Genomic DNA, 25,754 nt, shown 5'->3' with positions numbered 1-25,754 from the left:
GAGCCCCGGACGCGGGCTGCCCCGCCCGGCCCGCGGCCGTGCGTTTCGTCCTTCGCACCCCGGTCACCAGCGCGGTCTGTGACCGGTATCACCGCTCAGGTGTGAGGTGCAATTTAGGGTCCGGCGCGGCGCGGGGATAACCTGCCGGATGGACATGCCGCGTACCCGGTCACCGTGTGCGCCTCCCTAGTGACTGCGCAGTCACGTTGCCCTCGCGGCACGCCCACGCAGAAAACGAACCGCGAGACCACTAAAAGGGACGGACGCGCGTGGACCTGTTCGAGTACCAGGCGAGGGACCTCTTCGCCAAGCACGGTGTACCGGTGCTGGCCGGTGAAGTGATCGACACGCCTGAGGCAGCCCGCGAGGCGACCGAGCGGCTGGGCGGCAAGTCCGTCGTCAAGGCGCAGGTGAAGGTCGGCGGCCGGGGCAAGGCCGGCGGCGTGAAGCTGGCGGCGGACCCGGATGAGGCGGTCGCCCGCGCGACCGACATTCTCGGCATGGACATCAAGGGCCACACGGTCCACAAGGTGATGATCGCCGAGCTGTCCCCGGAGATCGAGGCGGAGTACTACGTCTCGTACCTCCTCGACCGCACCAACCGCACCTTCCTCGCCATGGCGTCGGTGCAGGGCGGCATGGACATCGAGGAGGTCGCGGAGAAGACCCCCGAGGCCCTCGCGAAGGTCCCGGTCAACGCCGTCGACGGCGTGGACATCGAGAAGGCCCGTGAGATCGTGGCCCAGGCGAAGTTCCCGGCCGAGGTGGCCGAGGGTGTCGCCGAGGCCATGGTGACCCTGTGGGACACCTTCGTCGCCGAGGACGCGCTCCTCGTCGAGGTCAACCCGCTGGTGAAGACCAAGGACGGCCGCATCCTGGCGCTGGACGGGAAGGTGTCTCTCGACGAGAACGCCGACTTCCGTCAGCCTGACCACGAGGCGCTCGAGGACAAGGCCGCGGCCAACCCGCTCGAGGCCGCCGCCAAGGCCAAGAACCTCAACTACGTCAAGCTCGAGGGCGAGGTCGGCATCATCGGTAACGGTGCCGGTCTGGTCATGTCGACCCTGGACGTCGTCGCGTACGCGGGTGAGAAGCACGGCAACGTGAAGCCCGCCAACTTCCTCGACATCGGTGGTGGCGCCTCCGCGGAGGTCATGGCGAACGGCCTCGAGATCATCCTCGGCGACGCGGACGTCAAGTCCGTGTTCGTCAACGTCTTCGGTGGCATCACCGCCTGCGACGAGGTCGCCAACGGCATCGTCCAGGCCCTGGAGCTGCTCAAGTCCAAGGGCGAGGACGTCACCAAGCCGCTGGTCGTGCGCCTCGACGGCAACAACGCGGAGCTGGGTCGCAAGATCCTCTCCGACGCCAACCACCCGCTCGTACAGCGCGTGGACACCATGGACGGCGCGGCCGACAAGGCCGCCGAGCTCGCCGCGGCTGCGAAGTAAAGGACGAGGGACTCCAACACCATGGCTATCTTCCTCACCAAGGACAGCAAGGTCATCGTCCAGGGGATGACCGGCGCCACGGGCATGAAGCACACCAAGCTCATGCTGGCCGACGGCACCGACATCGTCGGTGGCGTGAACCCGCGCAAGGCGGGCACCTCCGTCGACTTCGACGGCACCGAGGTACCCGTATTCGGCTCCGTCAAGGAAGCGATGGAGAAGACGGGCGCCGACGTGTCCGTCCTCTTCGTGCCGCCGGCCTTCGCGAAGGCCGCCGTCATCGAGGCGATCGACGCCGAGATCCCGCTGGCCGTCGTGATCACCGAGGGCATCGCGGTCCACGACTCCGCAGCCTTCTGGGCGTACGCCGGTTCGAAGGGCAACAAGACCCGGATCATCGGCCCGAACTGCCCCGGCCTGATCACCCCCGGTCAGTCCAACGCCGGCATCATCCCGGGCGACATCACCAAGCCCGGCCGCATCGGTCTCGTGTCCAAGTCCGGCACGCTGACCTACCAGATGATGTACGAGCTCCGTGACATCGGCTTCTCGTCCGCCGTCGGTATCGGTGGCGACCCGGTCATCGGCACGACGCACATCGACGCCCTCGCGGCGTTCGAGGCGGACCCCGAGACCGACCTCATCGTGATGATCGGTGAGATCGGTGGTGACGCCGAGGAGCGCGCCGCCGACTACATCGCGAAGAACGTCACGAAGCCGGTCGTCGGCTATGTCGCGGGCTTCACCGCTCCGGAGGGCAAGACCATGGGCCACGCCGGCGCCATCGTCTCCGGCTCCTCCGGGACCGCCGCTGCCAAGAAGGAGGCCCTCGAGGCCGCCGGTGTGAAGGTCGGCAAGACGCCGACCGAGACCGCCGAGCTGGCGCGCGAGATCCTCGGCGGCTGACCGCCACGCGTCACTGCGAAACGGCGCGGGCCCGTATCCCTTCGACGAGGGGGTGCGGGCCCGCGCCGTTCCCGTTGCGGGTGCGGTCAGGGAATCCGCGGAACCAGGCGCTCCGGGCCGTGGGCCAACTCGCTCCGCAGCGACTTCCGCAGTTTCAGGTCCTGCGGTGCCAGCTTCTGCGGCCCGGCCGGCGGAGGGACGCCGCCGACGGGCCGGGCGGGTGCCAGCGGCTGCACGTACTGGGTGGGGGCCGTGTACAGCGTGAAGGCGGTCGCGCCGATGAGCAGCGCCCCGAAGCAGAGCACCGCCCGCGTCCAGAGTGCCGCGACGCGCTCGCCGCCCGCGCGGACAACGGGGGCCGGCGGCGGCGCGGGCACCTCTTCCGTGAGGGCGAGTGCGCAGAGCCGTTCGCGGAGCGGCGGTGCGGACCGGCCGCCGGCGTCCCCGGGGGCCGCCGGTCCGGGCAGCCGCTCGGCGACGGCGGACCGCGCGTTCACCAGTCTGCTTGCCGTGGCAGGCGTACTCGCCTCCGTCTCCGCGGCCGTCTCCGGCAGCCCCAGACCCACACCGTCGTGGAGCAGCAGTGTGCGACGGTACGAGGGCGGGAGGCCGAGCAGGGCGTCGAGCAGGGCGCCCCGGGCCGGATCCTCGGGCAGCGGGTCGGCCCGGCGGTGGTCACGGCGCAGCCGGTGCCAGGGAGACATCGCGTACTCGTACGACACCGCCCGCACCCAGCCCGCCGGGTCGCGGTCCCGGGCCACCTCGGGCCAGCGCTGCCAAGCGGTCCGGAAGGCGTGCTCCACCGCCTCCTGGGAAAGCTTTCGCCGGCCGGTCAGCAGATAGACCTGACGGGTGAGGCCGGGTGCGGTGCAGCGGTACAGGACGTCGAACGCCTCCTCGGCCGTGAATCCCTCCCGGGGCTGCGGGGAGTGACCGGTCCCCTCGGGCGCAGTCCTCTCCGGTGCGGCCGTTTCCGGCGTGGAGCCGACCGGAGGGGGAGTCTCCGGCGTGGGGGTGTGGGGGGTGTCAGGGGAAGGCCGGGCAGGCGTTTCCGGTGCGGGGGCAGGGCTCCCGGCGGCGGGACGCGGGAGGGGGCGGTGTCGGGCACAGCCGAGCAGCCTGGCGTAGGCCGCGCGCCGGCGGCCCCGCGGGCTGGTGCGCCCTCTCTCCCAGGAGCGGACGGTGGCGGCCGTGACACCCACGGCCCTCGCGACCTCTTCCTCACTCAGCGCCCTGGCCTCACGCAGTCTGCGGCGCTCCTTGGGGGAGGGCAACGGGACGGGGGGCGCCGGACCGGTGATGCTCCGTGTCATGCCAGACCTCCGTCCTCGATGGCACTGCACCGGGTGAAAAAGTACATAAACGTATATTGAGCGACACAACGGCTATTAGTCCGTTACCGGGAATGAGCGCGTGTCGTTGGCAGCATGACCGTGTGACCCAAGTGACGGAACGCAGCCCGATGTTGCCGGCCGAGCGGAGCAGGTCCGCCGCACTGGCCTCTGCCTTCGTGCGTGGGGCGTTCGCGGCGGGGCTCGGGCTCGGCGCGCTCGCCGTCCTGGTCATGGGGCTGTGGATCAGTTCTCCGTATCCCGGCGACGGGCCGGGCGGAGCCCTTCGTGCGGCGGCCGGCCTCTGGCTGCTCGCTCATGGCGCCGAACTCGTCAGAGCCGGCACCGTGGGCGGGCACCCCGCACCGGTGGCGGTCGTCCCGCTGCTGCTCGCCGTGCTGCCGATGTGGCTGGTGCACCGGGCCGCCCGGGACTCGGCCGAGGCCGGCGGGAAGGCTGCGGGGGGACATCCGGCGGCCGGGGTGTCCTGCGCGGTGAGCGCCGGCTACCTGATGGTGGTGCTGGCCGCGGCGGCGTACGCGAGGGACGGAGGACTGCCCCCCGACCGGGCCTCGATCGCCTTCCCCGTCACCCTCGTGGTGACCGCCACTGCCGCCGCGGGCGTGTGGGCGGCGCGGGGGCGGCCGTTGACCCCGCTGCTGGTCGGGGCGCCGCTGTGGTTGCAGGAGGCGGCCGCCCGCTCCGGATTCCGGTCCGGGGCCGCTGTGGCCCTGCGGTCGGCCGTCGTCGGTGTGCTCGTGCTGCTCGCCGGCGGGGCGCTCCTGGTCGCGGTGGCGCTGGTGTGGCACGCGGGGATGGCGCGGGAGTCGTTCCTGGGGCTGTCGCACGACTGGGCCGGCCGGGTCTCGGTCCTCCTCCTGGCGACGGCGCTCGTGCCGAACGCGGCGACGTGGGGTGCGGCCTACGGCCTCGGGCCGGGGTTCGCCCTCGGTACGGCGTCCATGGCCACACCGCTCGCGTTCACCGGCCCTCCCGCGCTGCCGGACTTCCCGCTGCTCGCCGCGGTGCCCTCGCACGGCCCGGGGACAGCGGCGAACTGGGCGGCGGTCGCGGTGCCGGTGACGGCCGGCCTGGCCGTCGCCCGGTGCGTGGCGCGGGGGGCGGCTCCGGTGCACGGGATGCGCGAGGAATCGTGGGGCCAGGGCCGGACGGCGCTGGTGGCGGCCTCGGCGGCCGTGGGCTGCGGGGCCGGCGCGGCCGTGCTGGCGGCGGCCTCGGGGGGCCCGCTGGGCACCGGGGCGCTGGCGGAGTTCGGCCCCGTGTGGTGGTGGGTGGGCCCGGCCGCTCTCGCGTGGACCGCGGTCATCGGCGTACCGGCGGCGTTGCTGCTCAGGGCGTGGCGGCTGAGGGACCACCGGTGGGGGTGGCGGTGGGAACCGGCCGGTGAGGAGCCGGAGCAGGCGGGGGAGGAGGGGGCGCGGGGAGCGAGCGGGGACGCGGAACCGTACGACTTCATGTCCCCCGACCCGTGGCACGAGGACGGGGCCAGGGAAGCGCGCTGGGCCAAGCTGAAGAAGTATTCGGGCGGGCTGATGGCGGACTTCCCGTCGGAGACGGACCCGAGGTCGCCGGCGCCCGGGCCGGCGCCGGCCTCCGCACCGGTTCCAGTGCCTGCCCCTGAGCCGGCGACGGCTCCGGCCCTCGCACCCGACTCCGTCCCTGCCCCCGGGGCAGCTCCTGCGAGTGCTCCGGGGGCGCCTCCCGCGACGGCCCCGGCACCAGCCCCCGGCTCCGGGCCCCTTACGCCGAGCGGCCCGGTTCCGGACGCCGGGGAGCATCCGGAACCGGGCCGGGAAGCCGGTGCCCCGTAGTGGGCGGGCCCGGCACGGGGCTTACCTCTTCACACCGCGGGCTTACTTCTTCACACCGAAGAAGGGCTCCAGCGGGCCGGGCAGCTTTTCGTTGCAGGCGAGGGCGCCGGTCTTGGTGAGTGCGTCGTTCACACAGGTGTAGTAGTCGCGGTAGACCAGCTGGACCGTGTAGCCGGTGGCCACGATCGTCAGGGCGAGCAGCGCTGTCACCAGGCCGCTGACAGCCGCCGTCGTCTGCTGCCGGCCGCTGCTCCGCGCGGCTCCGGGGGCGGCTTCGGGCACGGCCCCCGGGAGCGGGGGCGCGGTGCTCCGGTCCGTGGTGCCGGCGCCGGAGGCCGCCGCCGGCCCCGCCCCCGGCTCCTGGGGCCTGCGCGGCCCGCTCCGGAGCGCACTGATCGACCAGTACACGGCGAGGGCGCCGAGGAGCATCGCGATCTCGGGGAAGTCGAAGAGGGCGAAGAAGAACGCCCACATGCCGCCCAGCACCGCATAGCGCGCGCGTCGCTGGGCGGGGTCGGCCGGGTCCCAGCGCGGCCCGCCGGGACTGCCCTCGGGACCGCCGCCCTGGCCGCCCGGTCCACCGGCGCCGCCGGGACGGCCGCCGAAGCCGCCGCTCTGGCGGCCCGGCTGCCGGTCGCTCCACTGGCTGCCCCAGGCCGGGCGGTCGTCGGAGTGCCCTTCGCCACTGTCGCCGTTGCCGTGGTTCCCCGGTGCCTGGGACGGATGGCGGGGCTGCCAGGGCTGGTCGGGCCGGCCCTCGGGCGGTGCCGCGAACGGATTGTCGTCGGACGACCCGGACGAGGAGCCCGGGCCCGACGGGGTGCCCGAGCCCGGCGGGGAGTCCGGCGATGAGGACTGGCGTTCCCGCATCAGCGTGGATGCCCGCTCGGGCAGCGGGTGGCCAAGGGCGGTGCGGAGGCGGTCCGGCATGTGGTGAACGTCTTCCCCATCTCGTCATTTCCGCCCGGGGGCGGTTCCCTGTCCCCTGACGCTACCTCCCGGTCACGCCCCCGTCCCGTGAGGGCCGCCGGGTGTGCCGGTATCGTTGCTGACGGTCGGACCGTTCGTAGAGTTCCCCGTATCGCGGGGCGAGCTTCTTTCGTACGACCATACAAATGCACCTCCTGTACATCGCGTACCTGCTGCACCACGCGAGAAAGGGCCCTGCCGTGGCCTCCCCGCCCCCCTCCGCCGCTCCGGCCCGTGTGGTCGTGCTCGTCTCCGGCTCAGGCACGAACCTTCAGGCACTCCTCGACGCGATCGGTGACGACCCCGAGGGTTACGGCGCCCGGATCGTCGCGGTCGGCGCGGACCGCTACGGCACCCTCGGCGTCGAGCGTGCCGAGCGCGCCGGGCTCCCCACCTTCGTGTGCAAGCTCGGCGAGTACGCGAGCCGTGAGGAGTGGGACGCGGCCCTGGCCGCGGCCGTGGCGGAACACCGTCCGGACCTCGTCGTGTCCGCGGGCTTCATGAAGATCGTGGGCAAGGAGTTCCTCGCCGGGTTCGGCGGCCGGACCGTCAACACCCACCCCGCCCTGCTCCCCAGCTTTCCCGGTGCCCACGGCGTCCGCGACGCGCTCGCGTACGGCGTGAAGGTCACCGGGTGCACCGTCCACTTCGTCGACGACGGCGTCGACACCGGTCCGATCATCGCGCAGGGCGTGGTCGAGGTGACCGAAGAGGAAACGGCGGAGGGCGAAGCCGCCCTCCACGAACGCATCAAGGAAGTCGAGCGCAAGCTGCTCGTCGAGGCCGTGGGGCGGCTCGCCCGCGACGGCTATCGCATTGAGGGACGAAAGGTTCATCTCGGTCATGTCGGTGAATAACCCCACCCCGGTGAATAAGCCCATCCGCCGCGCCCTGGTCAGCGTCTACGACAAGACGGGGCTCGAAGACCTCGCCCGCGGTCTGCACGAGGCGGGTGTCGAGCTGGTGTCCACCGGCTCGACCGCCGGGAAGATCGCAGCCGCCGGGGTGCCGGTCACCAAGGTCGAGGAGCTCACCGGCTTCCCCGAGTGCCTCGACGGCCGCGTCAAGACCCTGCACCCCCGCGTGCACGCCGGCATCCTCGCGGACCTGCGCCTGGACGCCCACCGCGAGCAGCTCGCCGAGCTCGGTGTGGAGCCCTTCGACCTCGTGGTCGTCAACCTGTACCCGTTCAAGGCGACCGTCGCCTCCGGCGCGTCCGACGACGAGTGTGTGGAGCAGATCGACATCGGCGGCCCGTCGATGGTCCGAGCCGCCGCCAAGAACCACCCCTCCGTGGCGGTCGTGACCAGCCCCGAGCGCTACGCCGACGTCCTCGCGGCGGTCAAGGCGGGCGGTTTCGACCTGAGCGCCCGCAAGCGGCTCGCCGCCGAGGCCTTCCAGCACACCGCCGCCTACGACGTGGCCGTCGCCTCCTGGTTCGCCGACGGTTACGCGGCCGCCGACGACTCGGGCTTCCCCGACTTCTCCGGCGCGACCTTCGCGCGCAAGAACGTCCTGCGCTACGGCGAGAACCCGCACCAGCCCGCCGCGCTCTACACCTCGGGCGAGGGCGGACTCGCCGAGGCCGAGCAGCTGCACGGCAAGGAGATGTCCTACAACAACTACACGGACACCGACGCCGCGCGCCGCGCGGCGTACGACCACGCCGAGCCGTGCGTCGCGATCATCAAGCACGCCAACCCGTGCGGCATCGCCGTCGCCGGCGACGTCGCCACGGCGCACCGCAACGCGCATGCCTGTGACCCGCTGTCCGCGTTCGGCGGCGTCATCGCCGTCAACCGGCCGGTGACCGTCGAGATGGCCGAGCAGGTCGCGGAGATCTTCACCGAGGTCATCGTCGCCCCGGCGTACGAGGACGGCGCCCTCGCGGTGCTGGCCCGCAAGAAGAACATCCGGGTGCTGCGCTGCCCCGACGCCCCGGCCTCCGGGGTCGAGGTCAAGCCGATCGACGGCGGCGCCCTGCTCCAGGTCACCGACCGGCTCCAGGCCGGGGGCGACGACCCGGCCAACTGGACCCTGGCCACCGGTGAGGCACTCTCCGCCGATGAGCTCAAGGAGCTCGCCTTCGCGTGGAAGGCCTGCCGTGCGGTCAAGTCCAACGCGATCCTGCTCGCCAAGGACGGCGCCTCTGTCGGCGTCGGTATGGGACAGGTCAACCGCGTCGACTCCGCGAAGCTCGCGGTCGAGCGGGCGGGCGAGGAGCGGGCCCGGGGCGCGTACGCCGCGTCCGACGCCTTCTTCCCCTTCCCCGACGGCCTGGAGATCCTCACCGCCGCCGGAGTCAGGGCCGTCGCCCAGCCCGGTGGTTCGGTCCGTGACGAGCTCGTCGTCGAGGCCGCGAAGAAGGCGGGCGTGACCATGTACTTCACCGGTACGCGCCACTTCTTCCACTGACGGCACCGCGCTGACACGACCGCAGGCCGCACCCCCCGGGTGCGGCCTGCGGTGCGTCCCGGCGTACGGAAACCAGTCGCCCCTCTGTTCTAATGAATGGCCTTGCCGGGCCGTAGCGGGCGGGACCGGTGCGACCGGCAGTGACCGGCGTGGAGACCGTTACGGGGGCATCGTGCTCGACCTGAACCAGAGCGGGGCCGGCGTGCCCGGGACGCAGGCCCGGGGACCGGCCGCGCCTACACCGCACCGGGCGCCGCTGCGCCCGTACCTCATCGCCGCCGCGGTCCTGTGCGCGCTCTACTTCCTCTACGGGTACCTGCGCTTCAGTCACTTCCAGTCGCCCTCCTGGGACCTGGGCATCTTCGAGCAGGAGGTGCGCGCGTACGCCGGGTTCGACGCCCCGGTCGTCGACATCAAGGGCCCGGGCTACCTGATCCTCGGTGACCACTTCAGCCCCTTGGTGGCTCTCCTGGTCCCGCTCTACTGGATCTGGCCGTCCGCGGTCGCCCTGCTGTTCGCCCAGGCCGCCCTGTTCGCCGCCTCCGCGGTGATCGTCGGACGTACCGTCCAGCAGATGCTGGGCGGCCGCTCCGGGCTCTGCGTCACCGTCGCGTACGGGCTGTCCTGGGGACTCCAGGAAGCGGTGAAGTCCGACTTCCACGAGATAGCCCTCGCCGTCCCGCTGCTGGCCCTGGTCTGCCGTGCCCTGCTCATGGAGCGCTGGCGGGCCGTCGTCCTGTGGTCGCTGCCGCTGGTCCTGGTCAAGGAGGACCTCGGAGTCACCGTCGCTGTCGTCGGCGGGCTCCTGGCCCTGTACGGACGGCGGCTCCAGGGGTTCCTGCTCGCGGCCTTCGGCGTGTGCGCGTTCGCGCTGACCGTGCTGGTGCTCATACCGGCGGCCAGCAGCGCGGGCACGTACGACTACTGGAAGAAGATCGAGGAGAACGGCGGGCAGGAGGTCTCCCCGCTCGACTCCGCACTCGGTGTGTTCAACTCGTCCGTCAAGCTGGAGATGCTGGTCTTCCTGGTCGGCGTCACCGCTTTCATGGCGCTGCGCTCACCCCTGGTCCTGCTCGTCCTTCCCACGCTCGGCTGGCGTCTGCTCTCCCAGGACTCCAACCACTGGGGCATGGTCTGGCACTACAGCGCGGTCCTGATGCCGGTGGTCTTCCTGGCCATGGCCGACGGTGTCCGCCGCAGCCGGAGGTCCGAGCGGCCCTGGCTCGTCTCGTATGCGAACGTGACCGTCCCGGTGGCCGCGGCGATCGCCGTCACCCTCACCCAGCACCTCCCGCTCCGCGACCTGCTGCGCCCGGAGACGTACCGCGCCGACGCGCGCACCCACGCGGCGGAAGCGGCGCTGGACGCCATTCCCGTGGGCGCACGGGTGGAGACGGACATCACGCTCATGGCGCACCTGACCTCGGACCGCACGGTCCACTGGATCGGCGGGGCGCCCGGCACCGCACCCGATGTCGTGGCGATCAACCTGGACTTCAGCTGGTCGCGGCCGATCGACGATCCGGTGGAATACGCCCAGCAGCTCCACCCGGAGGCGCGCTACCGGGTCACCCGGGAAGCGGGCTCCTTCGTCGTCATGGAGCGGACCACGCCGGCGCCCCGGAACGGCTGAAGGCCGCACACCCGCGGATGAGCGGGTGCTGCGGCCTTCACACGCGGATGCGCTGGGACGTCAGTGCTGCTGCTGGCGGTTGAACCAGGCGCCGCCGTCGGACTTCGCCACGAAGACGATGACCAGGATGGCCAGGACCGTGTGGATGAGGCCGATCAGGATGAAGGGGTAGATGCCGAGGATCGCCGTGATCACGCCGAAGACGATGACGGTGACGCGGATCCCGTTGCCACCCTTGCCGAACTTGGCGGCGAGGAAGACGGCGAGGGCGCCCCACAGGATCGCGAAGACGACGATGCCCCACAGCGCGTTGCCCGAGTAGTCGGCGAGCTGCTGGAACTGGACGTCTTCCTTCAGCGTCGGGTCCTCCTTGGCCGCGTTCACGGCCGCGGCGGCGAGGGCGACGAAGATCGCCCCGATGACCTGGAGGCCGGCTATCACGAAGAGCATGACGCGGGCGGCCTTCACACCGCCCGGCATCTCGGTGGGCCCGCCCGGGTAGCCGTAACCGCCCTGGACCGGCGGTGCCTGCGGGTAGCCGTAACCCTGCTGGGGGGCGCCCTGCGGGGCCTGCTGGGGGTAGCCGTAGCCCGGCTGCCCGCCCGGCTGCGCGCCCTGCTGCTGGCCGTAGGGGTTGTTGGGGTCGCCGAAGCTCATGGCGGGGTTCCTCCGTTGCGAAGTGCTGGGGACGACGCGGCCCGAGCGGAGGAATCGTGTGCAATCTGAACGGTGGTCCCCCCGACACTGTCCGCGGTGATGCGGGCCTTATCGTCGTCGTGACATCCGCATTTTGTCCAGCTGGTTGCTGAATGTGTTGTGCAAGTGCAATCTCTTGTCCACCTGGCAAGCCAGGATTGGTATGCGGGCGGGGTCATCCGCGAGGATGGGTGTCATGACTGCCCAGATTCTCGATGGCAAGGCCACCGCAGCTGCGATCAAGTCCGATCTGACCGTCCGCGTGGCGGCCCTCAAGGCACAGGGCGTCACCCCGGGCCTGGGAACGCTGCTCGTCGGCGACGACCCGGGCAGCCGCTGGTACGTGAACGGCAAGCACCGTGACTGCGCCCAGGTCGGCATGGGCTCCATCCAGCGTGAACTCCCCGGTACCGCCACCCAGGAGGAGATCGAGGAGGTCGTACGCGAGCTCAACGCCGACCCCGACTGCACGGGCTACATCGTCCAGCTCCCCCTCCCCGAGGGCATCGACACCAACCGCGTCCTGGAGCTGATGGACCCGGCGAAGGACGCCGACGGGCTGCACCCGATGAACCTGGGCAAGCTCGTACTGAACGAGTCCGGCCCGCTGCCCTGCACCCCGCAGGGCGTCGTCACCCTGCTCCGCCGCCACGGCGTGGAGATCAAGGGTGCCCACGTGGTCGTCGTCGGCCGGGGCGTCACCATCGGCCGCCCCCTCCCGCTGCTGCTGACGCGCAGGTCCGAGAACGCGACCGTCACCCAGTGCCACACCGGCACCCGCGACCTCTCGGCGCACCTGAGGCAGGCCGACATCATCGTCGCGGCCGCCGGTGTGCCCCATCTGATCAAGCCCGAGGACGTGAAGCCGGGCGCGGCGGTGCTGGACGTAGGCGTCAGCCGGGACGAGAACGGCAAGATCGTCGGCGACGTCCACCCCGGTGTGGCCGAGGTGGCGGCGTGGGTCGCCCCGAACCCGGGCGGTGTCGGTCCCATGACGCGAGCCCAGCTCCTCGTCAACGTGGTCGAGGCGGCCGAGCGCGGTGCCGCCGGGGCTTCCGCCGTGTCCGCCGGCTGACCCGGGGCCGGAGGAACGTCATGGGTGCTGGTACGAGTCCGGCGGACGGCACGCGCACGGGCGGGCCGGCCGGGGAGCCGGGGACGTCCGCGAAGGCAGGGGAGCCCGAGGCGGCCCGGGAGGCCGGCGCGCCGGGAGGGCCCGGGGACCACGAGGAGGCCGAGGCCCTCGGAGCGCCCGTCGGCGAAGAGACGGACGGGGCTGCTGCGGCCGCCGGGGGCAGTGGCTCGGCCCGGGAGCCCTCGCGGCGCTTCTCGCTGACCCGTGACACCGCGCGTCCCGAGGGCGGCGGCCGGGCGGCACCGGGGGACGCTCCCGCCCCGGCCCGGCAGTGGCCGTTGCTCACGGTGCTCTGCACCGCCGGGCTCGGGCTGCTGATCGTGGGGACCGACCCGTTCGCCGACGCGTTCAGGATCGGCGCGATGCTGATGGGTGTCGCGCTGCTCGCCGGGGCCGTGCTGCGCTGGGCGGTTCCCTCCGTCGGCATGCTGGCCGTGCGCTCCCGCTTCACCGACCTGGTCACGTACGGCCTGATGGGCACGCTGATCGTGCTGCTCGCTCTGATGGCGCAGCCCGAACCGTGGCTGAAAGTCCCGTTCCTGCAGGACGTGGTCCGCTTCACGATCCGCTGAGGGGTGTCCGTCCCCGCCCCCGAACAGGGACGGACACCGGAACAGGGCGCCGGTGCGACGAGCGCCGTGATGCGGCGACTCGAGCGGTCTCGCCCTGCCTGGAACAAGCGTCATGGACATGAGGTGCCGGGTTCAAGGGATGCCTGGTGCCTGTGGCACGGAAGTGACCATTCCGCGGCGCGGCGGTCGTCACGCGACGTCGGGAGGCCGGTGTGGTGCGGACTACGGCGCACAACGGAGCGGGCACTCATACCGAAAGCCCCCTGTGCGCCCCTTGTCCGGCATCGCACCCCGGATCGGTGCATCCTTCCGGAGAGGCCGGAGCGCGGGTCCGCCGAGAGGGACATGGGTGCGCGCCGGGCAGGTCCGAGGGAGTCGGCTGGGGGACGCAATGCCTCGCTGGAAGGCGTTACCGGAGCAACTCGACCCGCAGACGCGGGAGTTCGTGAGCCGGCTGCGGGGGCTGGTGGACCGCGCCGGGCTGAGTCCGGCCGCGCTCGCCGACCGTACGGGCTACAGCAAGGCGTCGTGGGAGCGTTACCTCAGCGGCCGGCTGCTCGCACCCAAGGGGGCGATCGTCGCGCTCGCCGAGGTGACGGGCGCTCAGCAGGCCCCTCTGGTCACCATGTGGGAGCTGGCCGAGCGGGCCTGGAGCCGCTCCGAGATGCGCCACGACCTGACGATGGAGGCCATCAGGGCCTCCCGGGCGCGTGCGGCACCCGGCGGGGCGGGTGTGGCCGCGGCCCCCGTGGCGGGTGGCCCGCGCGACCTGCGGTACGGGAGCCTCCGCCGTCACCGGTGCCGGCGGAGAAGGGCATGACCCCCCGGCGGTCCGCCCTTCGTGACCGTCCGGGCGGCAGCGGGCGGTCCGCAGGAACGGTCGACGAGACCGCCTGAGCCCGTGTCGCCCGGGCGCTCCCGGGCGACCCCGCGCGGATCGCGTCCGGTTCGCCCGGGCAGGACGTTCATCGGGGCAGGGCAGGGCAGGGCGGTGCTCGCCGACGCCGGGGCGTACGCCCCGCCCGCGGCCGCCACGGACAGGGCCCTCCACGCCGAGGCCTGTGCGGTCCCCGTCTCCGGTGCGCCGGGCCGCACCACGCCGGGGTGTGCAAGGGGTGCGGATGCGCTGTGTGACCGACTGTGCGCGGTCCCACAGGGGGGCGGGCGGCCCGGGAGGCGAGGGTCGGATAGCCTGGCCGCTGGATATCTCTTCACGTCAAGATTCAGAGGTGTCCAGCACCAGGGGCAGGGACCCCCACCGCCAGCTGTCTAACGGAGATCGCCATGACCCGCACTCCCGTGAATGTCACCGTGACCGGCGCAGCCGGCCAGATCGGCTACGCGCTGCTCTTCCGCATCGCCTCCGGCCACCTGCTCGGCCCGGATGTGCCGGTCAACCTGCGACTCCTCGAGATCCCGCAGGGCCTGAAGGCCGCAGAGGGCACCGCCATGGAGCTCGACGACTGCGCCTTCCCGCTGCTGCGCGGCATCGAGATCACGGACGACGCCAACGTCGGCTTCGCCGGCGCCAACGTCGCCCTCCTGGTCGGCGCCCGCCCGCGCACGAAGGGCATGGAGCGCGGCGACCTGCTGTCCGCCAACGGCGGCATCTTCAAGCCGCAGGGCAAGGCCATCAACGACAATGCCGCGGACGACATCAAGGTCCTCGTCGTCGGCAACCCGGCCAACACCAACGCCCTCATCGCGCAGGCCGCCGCCCCGGACGTACCGGCTGAGCGCTTCACCGCGATGACCCGCCTGGACCACAACCGCGCGATCTCGCAGCTGGCCGCCAGGACCGGTGCCGCCGTCTCCGACATCAAGCGGCTGACGATCTGGGGCAACCACTCGGCGACCCAGTACCCGGACATCTTCCACGCGGAGATCGCCGGCAAGAACGCCGCCGAGGTCGTCGACGACGAGGCATGGCTGGCCGACACCTTCATCCCGACCGTCGCCAAGCGCGGCGCCGCGATCATCGAGGCCCGTGGCGCGTCCTCGGCCGCTTCGGCCGCCAACGCAGCCATCGACCACGTGCACACCTGGGTCAACGGCACCGCCGAGGGCGACTGGACCTCGATGGGTGTCCCGTCGGACGGCTCCTACGGCGTTCCCGAGGGCATCATCTCCTCCTTCCCGGTCACCACGAAGGACGGGAAGTACGAGATCGTCCAGGGCCTGGACATCAACGAGTTCTCCCGTGCGCGCATCGACGCGTCGGTCCAGGAGCTCTCCGAGGAGCGCGACGCGGTCCGCGAGCTCGGCCTGATCTGACCGGAGCCCGGCCCCCGGCCGGACACGGAGGCGTATGAGGGCGCCCCCGGCAGCAGCTGCTGCCGGGGGCGCCCTCATACGCCTCGGTCAGCGGCCGAGCAGGTCCTGCGCGAGGCCGCGCACGGCGTCGGCGGCCCTGCGCTGCAGCTGGGGGCCGAAGGTGACCCGTGCCGCGCCCAGTTCGCCGAGCCGGCGGACGGCGGCCGGACCGCCGGGTGTGCCGAGGGCGTTGACCGGAACCGGGACCGCGGCGGCCACACGGGGCAGGTCGTCCGCCGGTGCCATGATCGGATAGACACAGTCCGCCCCGGCTTCCGCGTAGAGCCGGGCGCGGGCGACCGTCTCCGCGACCACGTCCGTGACGGCGGGGTCCCCGTGGATGTACGTATCGACGCGGGCGTTGAGGAAGAGCCGCCCGCCTGCCGCGGCGCGCACCTCCGCGAGCCGGTCGGCCTGCCGCCGGGGGTCGACGAGGACTCCGCCGTCCGAGTCCTCCAGATTGCAGCCGGCCACGCCGGCTTCCAGGAGGCGGTCGACGAGTTCGTCCGGAGCCAGGCCGTAACCCGCTTCGACGTCCGCCGACACGGGAACCGACACCGCTCGCGCGATCCGGGCCACCGCGGCGAACATCTCGGCGGCGGGCGTTTGTCCGTCGGCGTGGCCGAGGGAGGCGGCCACGCCGGCGCTCGGTGTGGCCAGAGCCGGGAATCCGGCCTCCTCGAACACGCGGGCGCTCGCGGCGTCCCACGGCCCGGGCAGGACCAGCGGATCGCCGGGAGGGCGCCCGTGGTGCAGGGCGCGGAAGACGGACACGGGCTCGCTCATCAGGGCTCCGGTACGGGGGCGTGCGGGGTGGGCGTGGGAGCCGGAGGAACGCGGCGAGGGTGCCCGCGCCCCGCCGCTCGGCGAAGCGGGCTCAGTGTTTGACGTCGCCGGGGGTGTAGTGCCCCGGGGTCAGCCGGGCGGTGACACCGAAGCGGTTCCAGGCGTTGATCACCGTGATCGCGGCGATCAGCTGGGCGAGCTCGGTCTCCTCGAAGTGCGCGGCGGCCTGCGCGTAGACCTCGTCCGGCACGAACCCGTCGGTCAGGACCGTCACCGCCTCCGTCAGCCGGATCGCCGCCAGTTCCTTCTCCGTGTAGAAGTGCTGCGACTCCTCCCACGCGCTGAGCTGGATGATCCGCTCGACGGACTCCCCCGCCGCGAGGGCGTCCTTCGAGTGCATGTCCAGGCAGAAGGCGCAGTGGTTGAGCTGCGAAGCGCGGATCTTCACCAGTTCGAGCAGTGTCGGGTCCAGTCCCTTACGGGATGCGGCGTCCAGCCGGACCATGGCCTTGTAGACGTCGGGGGCGAGCTGCGCCCACGGGAGACGGGCGGGGTGCTCAGGGGCGTACTCGGCGGGCGTGTGGTGATGCGTGTGCGTGGTCATGGGTTCGACGTTAACGGCCGGATGGCGCACCGGTATGGTCCATTTCCATGACGGATTCCTGGGCCGCTTTCGGTACCGACCTGCACATCGAACCGGTCGGCGCGGGCCTGCGCAGCGGGCTGATGAACGCGCTGCGGGAGGCCGTGCGCACCGGGCGGCTGACGCCCGGGACCCGGCTGCCGTCCTCCCGGACGCTCGCCGCGGATCTCGGTATCGCACGCAACACCGTCGCCGACGCCTACGCCGAGCTCGTGGCCGAGGGCTGGCTCACCGCGCGGCAGGGTTCCGGGACCAGGGTCGCGCAGCGGGCCGACGCGGCCGGGCCGAAGGGCCGCCGTGCCCCGTCCCGGCAGGCGCGGAGGCGGCCGGCCCACAACCTGATGCCGGGGTCGCCGGACCTCTCGGCCTTCCCGCGCGCCGAGTGGCTCAAGGCGTCGAGGCGCGCCCTCACCGCCGCACCCGACCAGGCCCTGGGGTACGACGATCCGCAGGGCCGCGTCGAACTGCGTACCGTCCTGGCCGGCTATCTGGCGCGGGCGCGCGGGGTGTACGCGGACCCGGAACGCATCGTGATCTGCTCCGGCTACGTCCACGGTCTCGCCCTGATGGGAAAGGTGCTCCGGCGGCGTGGAGTGCGGGAGGCGGCTGTGGAGTCGTACGGGCTCGACATCCACTGGAGCATTCTGGCCCGGGCCGGTCTGGCGACCCCCTGCCTCCCGGTGGACGGGCTCGGGGCCAGGACCGGCGAACTGCGCGGTGCGCGCCGCGTGGGGGCCGCACTGCTGACACCCGCCCACCAGTTCCCCACGGGGGTGCCGCTCCATCCCGACCGGCGGGCCGCGGCGGTCGACTGGGCACGGTCCTCGGGTGGTCTGGTCCTGGAGGACGACTACGACGGCGAATTCCGCTACGACCGGCAGCCGGTGGGCGCGCTCCAAGGGCTCGACCCGGAACGGGTCGTCTACCTGGGGACGGCCAGCAAATCGCTGGCCCCGGGGCTTCGGCTGGCCTGGATGGTGCTGCCGGAGGACCTGGTGGGGGAGGTGTGCGACGCCAAGGGCGGTCCCGAGTGGATGAACGGGGCGCTGGACCAGCTGACCCTCGCGGAGTTCATGGCGTCAGGGGCGTACGACCGGCATGTGCGGGCCATGCGGCTGCGCTACCGGCGCCGCCGCGACCAGCTCGTCGAGACGCTTGCCGAGCGGGCACCGGACTTCCGGGTGAGCGGAATCGCGGCAGGGCTGCACGCCGTGCTCGAACTCCCCGAAGGGACCGAGCAGTCGGTCGTCCAGGCGGCCACCTGGCAAGGACTCGCGCTGGAGCGGCTCTCACGTTTCCGCCACCAGGACGCGGACCCCGGCCGCGACGGACTGGTCATCGGCTACGGCACACCGTCGGAGAGCGGCTGGGCCGGAGCGCTGGACGCGCTCTGCCGGGTGCTCCCGTAGACGGGGATACGGGGGCGGGGACACGGGAACGGACGGGAGGAGGGAGCGGCACCGGGTTTCAGTCGAAGGGGCCAGGCATCTAATCTGACTGAAAGTTCGCGGGCCGGCGGACACGGGTCGTGGGTACGACGGGGGAGAACAGAACATGAACAGGCGCAAGCTGAGGTCGGGCACCGTCGTGCTCGGAGGCATGGGAGTACTCGCGGCAACGCTCACCGCGTGCGGTTCGGAACCGGACGAGCGGTGCGTCGATCCGGTGACCCAGGAGATCCTGCCGAGCTACGAGTGCGAGGACAGCAACGGCAGCGGTGCGTACTACTACGGTGGCAGCAGCCACAAGAACCGGATGTCCGGCGGCAGTTTCAACAAATCCGCGGTCGAACGCGACGGATTCGGCTCCTCCGGCTCCAGCGGCGGCTGAGACCCTCATGGAACGCCGCACCACCGAACCGCGCCCCGGCTGGCAGGAGACCGTCGAGGAGCAGGGGCTCATCTACCCCCTGACCCGTTACCCGGACGGATCTCTGCGCCCGTACTGGGACGAGAGCGCCTACTACGTCTTCTCGCTGCCCGAGGTCGAGGCGCTGGAAGAGGTCGTGGAGGAACTCCACACGATGTGTCTGGCCGCCGCCGCACACATCGTCGAGCACGACCGCTTCGCCGATCTCGGCATCACCGATCCCCGGCTGGCAGGCCTGGTCGCCGAGTCCTGGCGACGCCGTGCCGAGCTGCCCTCCCTGTACGGCAGGTTCGACCTGCGGTACGACGGGACCGGTCCGGCCAAGATGCTGGAGTACAACGCGGACACCCCCACCTCGCTGGTGGAGGCCGCCAGTCCCCAGTGGTTCTGGATGGAGGACCGCTTCCCCGGAGCCGACCAGTGGAACTCCCTGCACGAGCGTCTCGTCGACGCGTGGAAGCGCCAGGCCCCGCTGCTGCCACCGGGCCCCCTGCACTTCGCCCACTCCGACGGCGACGAGCTGGGTGAGGACCTGATGACGGTGGCCTATCTGCGGGAGACCGCCGCTCAGGCCGGGATCGCCACCGAGGCGCTCTCCGTCGAACGGATCGGCTGGGACCGGCTGTCCGGCCGCTTCGTCGACGAGCGGCTCCGCTTCATCCGCAGCTGCTTCAAGCTGTACCCGTGGGAATGGCTGGCGACGGATCGCTTCGGTCCGCACGTGCTGGACACCCTCGACAACGGCGGAGGCACCGGCAGCACCTGCTGGATCGAGCCCGCCTGGAAGATGCTCCTCTCCAACAAGGCCCTGCTGGCCGTCCTCTGGGAGCTGTACCCGGGCCACCCGAATCTCCTGCCCGCCTATCTCGACGGCCCCCGCGAACTGGCCGGGGCCGATGGGGCCGGTTACGTCGCCAAGCCGCTGCTCGGCCGTGAAGGCGCCGGGGTCACCGTCCACGAACCGGGCAGCGCCCCGGTGCAGCGCGACGAGCCCTGCTGCTACCAGGAGCTGGCTCCCCTGCCCGACTTCGCGGGCAACCGCGTGGTGCTCGGCGCCTGGGTGGTCGAGGACGAGTCCGCCGGGCTCGGCATCCGGGAATCGGCGGGGCTGGTCACGGACGAATACGCCCGCTTCCTGCCCCACGTCATCCTCTGAACCCGTGACCGCGCGCCGTCGCTGACCCGGACTCAGCCGGCCAGTACGCCGCGGAGCCGGTCCAGGCCCCAGTCGAGGTCCTCCTTACCGATCACCAAGGGCGGGGCGATCCGGATCGTGGAGCCATGGGTGTCCTTGACCAGCACCCCGCGGTCCATCAGCCTCTCCGAGATCTCCCGGCCCGTCCCGAGGGCCGGTGAGATGTCGACCCCTGCCCACAACCCGCGTCCCCGAACAGCCTGCACAGCGCCCCCGCCGGTCAGCAGCCCCAGCTCGCGGTGGAGATGGTCGCCCAGCTCCGCGGCGCGCTGCTGGAACTCACCGGTACGCAGCATCGCGATCACCTCCAGCGCGACCGCGCAGGCCAGCGGATTACCACCGAACGTGGATCCGTGCTCACCCGGCCTGTGGACACCGAGCACCGCGGCGGAGGACACGACGGCCGAGACGGGCACGACACCACCGCCCAGCGCCTTGCCCAGCACATACATGTCGGGCACGACACCCTCGTGTTCACAGGCGAAGGTCCGGCCCGTGCGGCCCAGGCCCGACTGGATCTCGTCCGCGACGAACAGCACGTCCCGCTCCCGGGTCATCTCCCGCACCCCGGCGAGATAGCCCGGTGGCGGCACCAGGACTCCGGCCTCGCCCTGGATCGGCTCCATGAGAACCGCGACGGTGTTCTCCGTCATCGCCCCGGCGAGCGCGGTGAGATCCCCGTACGGCACGATCTCGAACCCCGGTGTGTACGGGCCGAAGCCGTCCCGTGCCTCATGGTCGGTGGAGAAGCTGACGATCGTGGTCGTCCTGCCGTGGAAGTTGCCGGCAGCGACGATGATCTTCGCCATGCCGTCCGGGACGCCCTTGACGCGATAGCCCCATTTGCGGGCCGTCTTCACCGCCGTCTCCACGGCCTCCGCCCCGGTGTTCATGGGGAGGACCATCTCCATGCCGCAGAGCTCGGCGAGCTGCGCACAGAACTCGGCGAACCGGTCGTGGTGGAAGGCGCGCGAGGTCAGCGTCACGCGTTCGAGCTGGGCCTTGGCCGCGTCGATCAGGCGCTGGTTGCGGTGTCCGAAGTTGAGTGCCGAGTAGCCGGCGAGCATGTCCAGATAGCGGCGCCCCTCGACATCGGTCATCCAGGCGCCCTCCGCGGAGGCGACGACGACCGGCAACGGGTGGTAGTTGTGCGCGCTGTGCGCCTCGGCGGAGGCGATGACGGTTTCCGTGGTCGACACGGGGTCTCCGTTCGTCGTGCGGCGTGGGCGGGGGTGTGCCCACTTTGTATCGTCGGTCGGATCCAGGACATGGAAACCTTCCCGGTGCGGCGCGCCCCTCGGTCTTTGCGCTTCGAGGCGGCGCCTCCGCCCGGTTCCCCTCTCGCCCCGCTGCCGCTCAGCCACCGGGGGCCCGGCCGTCGAAGAGCCCGGCCGCCGAGGGGTGCCGCACCCCGGCCCGCGCTTCTCCTGCCCGGGGGACCGTCCGACGGCCCAGGGGTCCGGTGCCCCCGGACCCCGCCGAAGCCGAACCACCCGACGCCGGCCGCCCGCACCGGAGGTGTGCGCACCCGCACCGTCAGCACGCCCGGGAAGGCGGCGGCCGGCACCCGGATGTGCCCACGGGACCACGCACGGAACCGCTTCAGGCACCCGGAGGGCCCTGGCGCCGGCGCCGCTTCCGCGACGATCCGCGCCAGGACCCGCTCAGCCATCGTCGCGCCGTCGGTGTCCGGTACGTCCAGCCCGTCGCGCAGCGCCATCAGCGCCGCCCGCAGTCGCGCCCGCTGCCCGTCCTCCGGCCGCCCGGGGCGCTCCGGGTCCTCACTGTCCACCGCCGCCGCCCTTCCGCTCGTCCTGCTCCGGCCCCAGCTGTCCGCCGAGCCGCTGCTCCAGCTTTCTCAGCGCGCGGTTCAGCCGGGACTTCACCGTCCCCCGCGGCCAGCCGAGGGCCTGTGCCGTCTCCGCCCCCCTATCTCCAGGAGATAGCGGCAGGTCACCACCTGACGCTGCTCCTCGCTCAGCTCCTCCGGCGCGGCGGTCAGCAGTGTGCTGCGTTCCCCGGCGAGCGCGGCCACCGCCGGGTCCGCCGCATCGGGTACGACCGGATCCGCGCCGCGGTAACCGGCCTCACGGCCTGCCACGGCGCGCGCACGTCCCGCCGCGCGGACCGTGTTTCTCGTCTCATTCATCACGATGCGCAGCAGCCACGGCCTGAAGGACGCCCCGTCCCGGAAACGCCCCAGGGCCTGATACGCCTTGAGGAAGGCGGACTGCACCACGTCCTCCGCGTCCGCCCCCGCCCCGAAGGCGACCGCCGCCCGCAGGGCGGCCCCCGTGCGGGCGCGCACCAGCTGCGCGTACGCCTCCGCGTCCCCGCCGCGCACACGGGTGATCACCGCGGCTTCGCCGTCTTCATGGCCTCCGGACAGGCCTCCGTCACGCCCGGCGACGCCGCTCCCGCCCACGTCCTCGACGGGGCGGCTCTCCCTCAGGCCCGGCTGTGGAGCCGCTTCCCCCGTCCTCACCTCTTTCCTGCACCGGTTGCCGGAGATCGGTTCCACACCTGAGACAATGAGTTCATGGCCTCTGACCGACCCCGCGTGCTCTCCGGAATCCAGCCCACGGCAGGCTCGTTCCACCTCGGCAACTACCTCGGCGCGGTCCGCCAGTGGGTGGCGCTGCAGGAGTCCCACGACGCCTTCTACATGGTGGTGGATCTGCACGCGATCACCGTGCCGCAGGACCCGAAGGAACTCCGGGCCAACACCCGGCTCGCCGCCGCCCAGTTGCTCGCGGCCGGGCTCGATCCGGAGCGCTGCACCCTCTTCGTCCAGAGCCATGTCCCCGAACACGCCCAGCTCGCCTGGATCATGAACTGCCTCACCGGTTTCGGCGAGGCCTCCCGCATGACGCAGTTCAAGGACAAGTCGGCCAAGCAGGGTGCCGACCGGGCGACCGTGGGCCTCTTCACCTACCCGGTCCTCCAGGTGGCCGACATCCTGCTGTACCAGGCGGACCAGGTCCCGGTCGGCGAGGACCAGCGTCAGCACATCGAGCTCACCCGGGATCTGGCCGAGCGCTTCAACGGCCGGTTCGGCCGGACGTTCACCATCCCGGCGCCGTACATCCTCAAGGAGACGGCGAAGATCTTCGACCTGCAGGATCCGGCGATCAAGATGAGCAAGTCGGCGTCCACCCCCAAGGGCCTGATCAACCTCCTCGACGACCCGAAGGTCACCGCCAAGAAGGTCAGGAGCGCGGTGACCGACACGGACACCGTGATCCGCTTCGACACGGAGAAGAAGCCCGGCGTCAGCAACCTCCTGAGCGTCTACTCCAACCTCACCGGCACCGCCGTCACGGATCTGGAACAGAAGTACGAAGGCAAGGGCTACGGAGCGCTCAAGACCGACCTCGCCGAGGTCATGGTGGAGTTCGTCACTCCGTTCCGGACCCGGACGCAGGAATACCTGGGCGACCCGGAGACCCTGGACGCCCTTCTGGCCAAGGGAGCCGAGAAGGCCAGGGCCGTCGCCGCCGAGACGCTGGCACGGACCTACGACCGGATGGGCCTTCTGCCTGCGAAGCACTGAGTCCAAGGGCCCTGGCGGGAGCACGGCCCGAGGGGCCACACTGGCGTCGGCACGACCGAACGACGAGCTTCGACGATTTGAGGAGAACGATGTGGGGACCGTAACGCTTGGCGTTTCGATCGCGGTCCCGGAGCCGTACGGCAGCCTGCTCCAGGAGCGGCGCGCGAGCTTCGGGGACCCTGCCGCGTACGGCATCCCCACCCACGTCACCCTCCTCCCGCCGACCCAGGCCGAGGCGGCCGATCTGCCCGCGATCGAGACCCACCTCTCCCGGATCGCAGCGGCCGGCCGCCCCTTCCCGATGCGGCTGTCCGGTACGGGCACCTTCCGCCCGCTGTCGCCGGTCGTGTACGTCCAGGTCGTCGAGGGCGCGTCGGCCTGCTCCTGGCTCCAGAAGCGGGTCCGGGACGCCTCCGGCCCCCTGGTGCGTGAGCTGCAGTTCCCGTACCACCCGCACGTGACCGTGGCGCACGGCATCGAGGAGGAGGCCATGGACCGCGCGTACGAGGAGCTCTCCTCGTACGAGGCGGCCTGGACCTGTGGTTCCTTCGCCCTGTACGAACAGGGCGCGGACGGCGTGTGGCGCAAGATCAACGAGTTCCCGTTCGGAGGCGGTGGCAGCGCGCCCGCCGTACCGGCCCAGGGCGGCAGCTCCATGGGCGAGCCGTCCCTGCACCCCTGAGCCGCGCAGCGGCCTGGTCCGACGCGGGGACCTACCGCACCGGCAGCCGCCGGAACAGCGGACGCGGCACGTGGCGCAGGGCCGACATCACCACCCGCAGCGCCCCGGGCACCCACACCGTCTCCGAGCGCCGCCGCAGTCCCGCCACGATCGCGTCCGCGACCGCGCCCGGTGTGGTGGCGAGCGGCGCCTCCTCGCGCCCCGCCGTCATCCGCGACCGTACGAAGCCGGGGCGCACGACCATCACGTGCACCCCCGTGCCGTGCAGGGCGTCACCGAGTCCCTGGGCGAACGCGTCCAGGCCCGCCTTGCTGGAGCCGTAGATGAAATCGGCGCGCCGGGCACGTTCACCGGCCACCGAGGAGAGCACCACGAGCGACCCATGACCCTGCGCCTGGAGCGCACCGGCGCACACGAGGCCCGCGGACACCGCCCCCGTGTAGTTGGTCTGCGCCACCCGGACCGCGGCCAGGGGCTCCTCCTCGTCGCGCGCCTGGTCGCCCAGGACGCCGAAGGCCAGCAGCACCATGTCGATGTCACCCTCGGTGAAGAGTTTCCCGAGCACCTCCTCGTGGGAGGCGGCGTCGAGCGCGTCGAAGGCGACGGTACGGACGTCGGCCCCGAGCTCGCGCAGCTCGGCGGCCGCCCGTTCCAGGCCGGGGGAGGGCCGGCCTGCCAGCCGGACCGTCCGGGTGCGGCGGGCGATCAGCCGGCGCGCGGTGGCCAGGCCGATCTCCGAGGTGCCGCCGAGGACGAGCAGGGACTGCGGAGCACCGAAGGCGTCCTTCACGGGATAACTCCTAGCGGGGTGACGGGGCGGTGGCGGGCAGAGGGATCAGGGCGACGGTGGGCGGACGGACGGGCCCGTCACAGCGGTACAGCGGCACAGGTGAGCGGAAGTCGCGGTACGGGCCGACGGAGACGGCGTCACAGCTCAGAGCGCGAGACGGCGGGACAGGCCGGACCTGAACGCCCCCGCCGGGTCCAGCTCCTCGCGCAGCGCACGGAACGCGGCCAGCCGCGGGTACACCGCCGTCAGCAGGCCGGGCCGCAGCCGCGCGCCCTTCGCCGGACAGACCCGGCCGCCCGCCGCCTCTTCGTCCAGCCCGTCGGGCAACCGCGCCAGACCGGGCAGGCGGGCGGGCAGTCCGAGGGAGAGCGTCCAGCCGGGCGCCGGGAACGAGAGCCAGCCGGGGCCGCCCTCGCCGAACCGCCCGAGCACGGCGTGGGAGGCGGGGCACCGGCGCACGGTGAGCTTCCGGACGATGCGGTGCAGGGTCTCCTCCTGACCGTGTCCGACGGTGAACTGGTACTGCACGGAGCCGCCCGGGGCGGGGAAGCGGTTCCGGTGGGGGAGGCGTCCGGAGGGTGGAGGAAGGCGGTGATCCGCTGCAGCTCCCCGGTCCGCGAGACAGGGGTGCTGCAGTGGCGGAGTTCGTTCAGGAGCGCTGCCGGGACCCGGCCGGGCCGCACTCCGGGGACCAGCGCGGACGCGGCCGGCAGCCGCCCCGGACGGAACACGAGCGGTGCGAGCCGGAGGCGTGCCGGGAGCGCCTCCAGGGGTGTGTGCTCCCCCCGGGTGACGACCCCGCGGGGCCCACGGCCCCGCACGACGGCCACGGCGTCTTCGTACGTACGAGGGCGAAACCGCAGCGCGGTCGTCGGGGCGGTGCCGCCCCAGCCGGTCAAGGACACCGTGTCGACAGACATAGTCGTGACCGTATAGCCCGGGAAAACCCCTTTGGGGTATTTATTGCAGCACTCACCGAAATG

At 72.1% G+C, this 25,754-nt stretch carries 22 protein-coding genes and 2 pseudogenes; 15 read left to right on the top strand and 9 right to left on the bottom strand.

Annotation, left to right across the window (positions count from 1 at the left end):
* The first annotated feature begins 269 nt into the window (after positions 1-269).
* Positions 270-1,451, top strand: a complete 1,182-nt coding sequence (gene sucC / locus ACF1FZ_RS01455; RefSeq protein WP_104788409.1) for an ADP-forming succinate--CoA ligase subunit beta — start codon at positions 270-272, stop codon at positions 1,449-1,451.
* 21 nt (positions 1,452-1,472) lie between these two features.
* On the top strand, positions 1,473-2,357 hold the full coding sequence (gene sucD, locus ACF1FZ_RS01450; protein WP_391771343.1) for a succinate--CoA ligase subunit alpha: 885 nt from the start codon (positions 1,473-1,475) through the stop codon (positions 2,355-2,357).
* Between the two features lie 86 nt (positions 2,358-2,443).
* On the opposite strand, the gene ACF1FZ_RS01445 is transcribed toward sucD, so the two are convergent.
* Positions 2,444-3,670 (bottom strand): helix-turn-helix domain-containing protein, encoded by a 1,227-nt coding sequence (locus tag ACF1FZ_RS01445; RefSeq protein WP_391771342.1) that lies wholly within the window; start codon positions 3,668-3,670, stop codon positions 2,444-2,446.
* Positions 3,671-3,819: 149 nt separating this feature from the next.
* Here ACF1FZ_RS01445 and ACF1FZ_RS01440 point away from each other — a divergent pair, with 149 nt between their 5' ends.
* Positions 3,820-5,520, top strand: coding sequence for a DUF6350 family protein (locus ACF1FZ_RS01440; RefSeq protein ID WP_391771790.1), 1,701 nt, complete (start codon positions 3,820-3,822; stop codon positions 5,518-5,520).
* A gap of 42 nt (positions 5,521-5,562) precedes the next feature.
* Here the strand turns inward: ACF1FZ_RS01440 and ACF1FZ_RS01435 are convergent, their stop codons facing one another.
* The gene (locus ACF1FZ_RS01435) at positions 5,563-6,450 is read right to left on the bottom strand and encodes a hypothetical protein (RefSeq protein ID WP_391771341.1); all 888 of its coding nucleotides are present in this window, start codon (positions 6,448-6,450) and stop codon (positions 5,563-5,565) included.
* Positions 6,451-6,689: 239 nt separating this feature from the next.
* Here ACF1FZ_RS01435 and purN point away from each other — a divergent pair, with 239 nt between their 5' ends.
* The 3 genes from purN (at position 6,690) to ACF1FZ_RS01420 (ending at position 10,537) form a co-directional block, all read left to right on the top strand.
* Positions 6,690-7,346, top strand: a complete 657-nt coding sequence (purN, locus tag ACF1FZ_RS01430; protein WP_391771789.1) for a phosphoribosylglycinamide formyltransferase — start codon at positions 6,690-6,692, stop codon at positions 7,344-7,346.
* Positions 7,333-8,904, top strand: coding sequence for a bifunctional phosphoribosylaminoimidazolecarboxamide formyltransferase/IMP cyclohydrolase (gene purH / locus ACF1FZ_RS01425; RefSeq protein ID WP_391771340.1), 1,572 nt, complete (start codon positions 7,333-7,335; stop codon positions 8,902-8,904). The genes purN and purH overlap by 14 nt, the downstream gene beginning before the upstream one ends.
* Before the next feature lie 172 nt (positions 8,905-9,076).
* A complete protein-coding gene (locus ACF1FZ_RS01420) occupies positions 9,077-10,537 on the top strand; it encodes a DUF2079 domain-containing protein (protein ID WP_391771339.1) in 1,461 nt (486 codons plus the stop codon).
* Positions 10,538-10,597: 60 nt separating this feature from the next.
* On the opposite strand, the gene ACF1FZ_RS01415 is transcribed toward ACF1FZ_RS01420, so the two are convergent.
* Positions 10,598-11,194 (bottom strand): hypothetical protein, encoded by a 597-nt coding sequence (locus tag ACF1FZ_RS01415; RefSeq protein ID WP_391771338.1) that lies wholly within the window; start codon positions 11,192-11,194, stop codon positions 10,598-10,600.
* Between the two features lie 235 nt (positions 11,195-11,429).
* Here ACF1FZ_RS01415 and ACF1FZ_RS01410 point away from each other — a divergent pair, with 235 nt between their 5' ends.
* The 4 genes from ACF1FZ_RS01410 (at position 11,430) to ACF1FZ_RS01395 (ending at position 15,214) form a co-directional block, all read left to right on the top strand.
* The gene (locus ACF1FZ_RS01410; RefSeq protein WP_391771337.1) at positions 11,430-12,308 is read left to right on the top strand and encodes a bifunctional methylenetetrahydrofolate dehydrogenase/methenyltetrahydrofolate cyclohydrolase; all 879 of its coding nucleotides are present in this window, start codon (positions 11,430-11,432) and stop codon (positions 12,306-12,308) included.
* A 20-nt stretch (positions 12,309-12,328) separates the two neighbouring features.
* Positions 12,329-12,940 carry a DUF3017 domain-containing protein gene (locus ACF1FZ_RS01405; RefSeq protein ID WP_391771336.1) on the top strand — a complete coding sequence of 204 codons (612 nt, stop codon included), beginning with the start codon at positions 12,329-12,331 and terminating at the stop codon, positions 12,938-12,940.
* A 391-nt stretch (positions 12,941-13,331) separates the two neighbouring features.
* Complete coding sequence (locus tag ACF1FZ_RS01400) at positions 13,332-13,760, top strand: helix-turn-helix domain-containing protein (protein ID WP_391771335.1); 429 nt, start codon at positions 13,332-13,334, stop codon at positions 13,758-13,760.
* 464 nt (positions 13,761-14,224) lie between these two features.
* Positions 14,225-15,214, top strand: coding sequence for a malate dehydrogenase (locus ACF1FZ_RS01395; RefSeq protein WP_391771334.1), 990 nt, complete (start codon positions 14,225-14,227; stop codon positions 15,212-15,214).
* 87 nt (positions 15,215-15,301) lie between these two features.
* Here the strand turns inward: ACF1FZ_RS01395 and ACF1FZ_RS01390 are convergent, their stop codons facing one another.
* The gene (locus ACF1FZ_RS01390; protein ID WP_391771333.1) at positions 15,302-16,039 is read right to left on the bottom strand and encodes an isocitrate lyase/phosphoenolpyruvate mutase family protein; all 738 of its coding nucleotides are present in this window, start codon (positions 16,037-16,039) and stop codon (positions 15,302-15,304) included.
* Positions 16,040-16,130: 91 nt separating this feature from the next.
* Positions 16,131-16,643: a carboxymuconolactone decarboxylase family protein gene (locus tag ACF1FZ_RS01385; RefSeq protein ID WP_391771332.1), complete on the bottom strand. Its 513-nt coding sequence runs from the start codon at positions 16,641-16,643 to the stop codon at positions 16,131-16,133.
* Between the two features lie 47 nt (positions 16,644-16,690).
* Here ACF1FZ_RS01385 and ACF1FZ_RS01380 point away from each other — a divergent pair, with 47 nt between their 5' ends.
* The 3 genes from ACF1FZ_RS01380 (at position 16,691) to ACF1FZ_RS01370 (ending at position 19,707) form a co-directional block, all read left to right on the top strand.
* A complete protein-coding gene (locus tag ACF1FZ_RS01380) occupies positions 16,691-18,091 on the top strand; it encodes a PLP-dependent aminotransferase family protein (RefSeq protein ID WP_391771331.1) in 1,401 nt (466 codons plus the stop codon).
* A gap of 145 nt (positions 18,092-18,236) precedes the next feature.
* Positions 18,237-18,512 (top strand): hypothetical protein, encoded by a 276-nt coding sequence (locus ACF1FZ_RS01375; protein ID WP_391771330.1) that lies wholly within the window; start codon positions 18,237-18,239, stop codon positions 18,510-18,512.
* 7 nt (positions 18,513-18,519) lie between these two features.
* Positions 18,520-19,707, top strand: coding sequence for a glutathionylspermidine synthase family protein (locus ACF1FZ_RS01370; RefSeq protein WP_391771329.1), 1,188 nt, complete (start codon positions 18,520-18,522; stop codon positions 19,705-19,707).
* A gap of 32 nt (positions 19,708-19,739) precedes the next feature.
* Here the strand turns inward: ACF1FZ_RS01370 and rocD are convergent, their stop codons facing one another.
* Positions 19,740-20,945, bottom strand: a complete 1,206-nt coding sequence (rocD, locus tag ACF1FZ_RS01365) for an ornithine--oxo-acid transaminase (RefSeq protein WP_391771328.1) — start codon at positions 20,943-20,945, stop codon at positions 19,740-19,742.
* A 582-nt stretch (positions 20,946-21,527) separates the two neighbouring features.
* Positions 21,528-22,102 (bottom strand): annotated as a pseudogene (locus tag ACF1FZ_RS01360) (RNA polymerase sigma factor).
* A 183-nt stretch (positions 22,103-22,285) separates the two neighbouring features.
* On the opposite strand from ACF1FZ_RS01360, the gene trpS reads away from it, so the two are divergent.
* Together trpS and ACF1FZ_RS01350 are read left to right on the top strand one after the other, a co-directional pair.
* Positions 22,286-23,299, top strand: a complete 1,014-nt coding sequence (trpS, locus tag ACF1FZ_RS01355) for a tryptophan--tRNA ligase (RefSeq protein ID WP_391771327.1) — start codon at positions 22,286-22,288, stop codon at positions 23,297-23,299.
* Positions 23,300-23,390: 91 nt separating this feature from the next.
* Positions 23,391-23,981, top strand: a complete 591-nt coding sequence (locus ACF1FZ_RS01350; protein WP_391771326.1) for a 2'-5' RNA ligase family protein — start codon at positions 23,391-23,393, stop codon at positions 23,979-23,981.
* Positions 23,982-24,012: 31 nt separating this feature from the next.
* Here the strand turns inward: ACF1FZ_RS01350 and ACF1FZ_RS01345 are convergent, their stop codons facing one another.
* Both ACF1FZ_RS01345 and ACF1FZ_RS01340 read right to left on the bottom strand, forming a co-directional pair.
* Positions 24,013-24,771 (bottom strand): decaprenylphospho-beta-D-erythro-pentofuranosid-2-ulose 2-reductase, encoded by a 759-nt coding sequence (locus ACF1FZ_RS01345; protein WP_391771325.1) that lies wholly within the window; start codon positions 24,769-24,771, stop codon positions 24,013-24,015.
* Between the two features lie 144 nt (positions 24,772-24,915).
* Positions 24,916-25,592, bottom strand: a pseudogene (locus tag ACF1FZ_RS01340) (decaprenylphosphoryl-beta-D-ribose oxidase); the annotation flags it as partial.
* Positions 25,593-25,754 lie beyond the last annotated feature (162 nt).

This window comes from Streptomyces sp. NPDC014623 (assembly GCF_043088245.1).
GTDB lineage: Bacteria > Actinomycetota > Actinomycetes > Streptomycetales > Streptomycetaceae > Streptomyces.
Note: the sequence above shows the minus strand (reverse complement) of the source record. Positions and strands in the feature narration are given on the sequence as shown.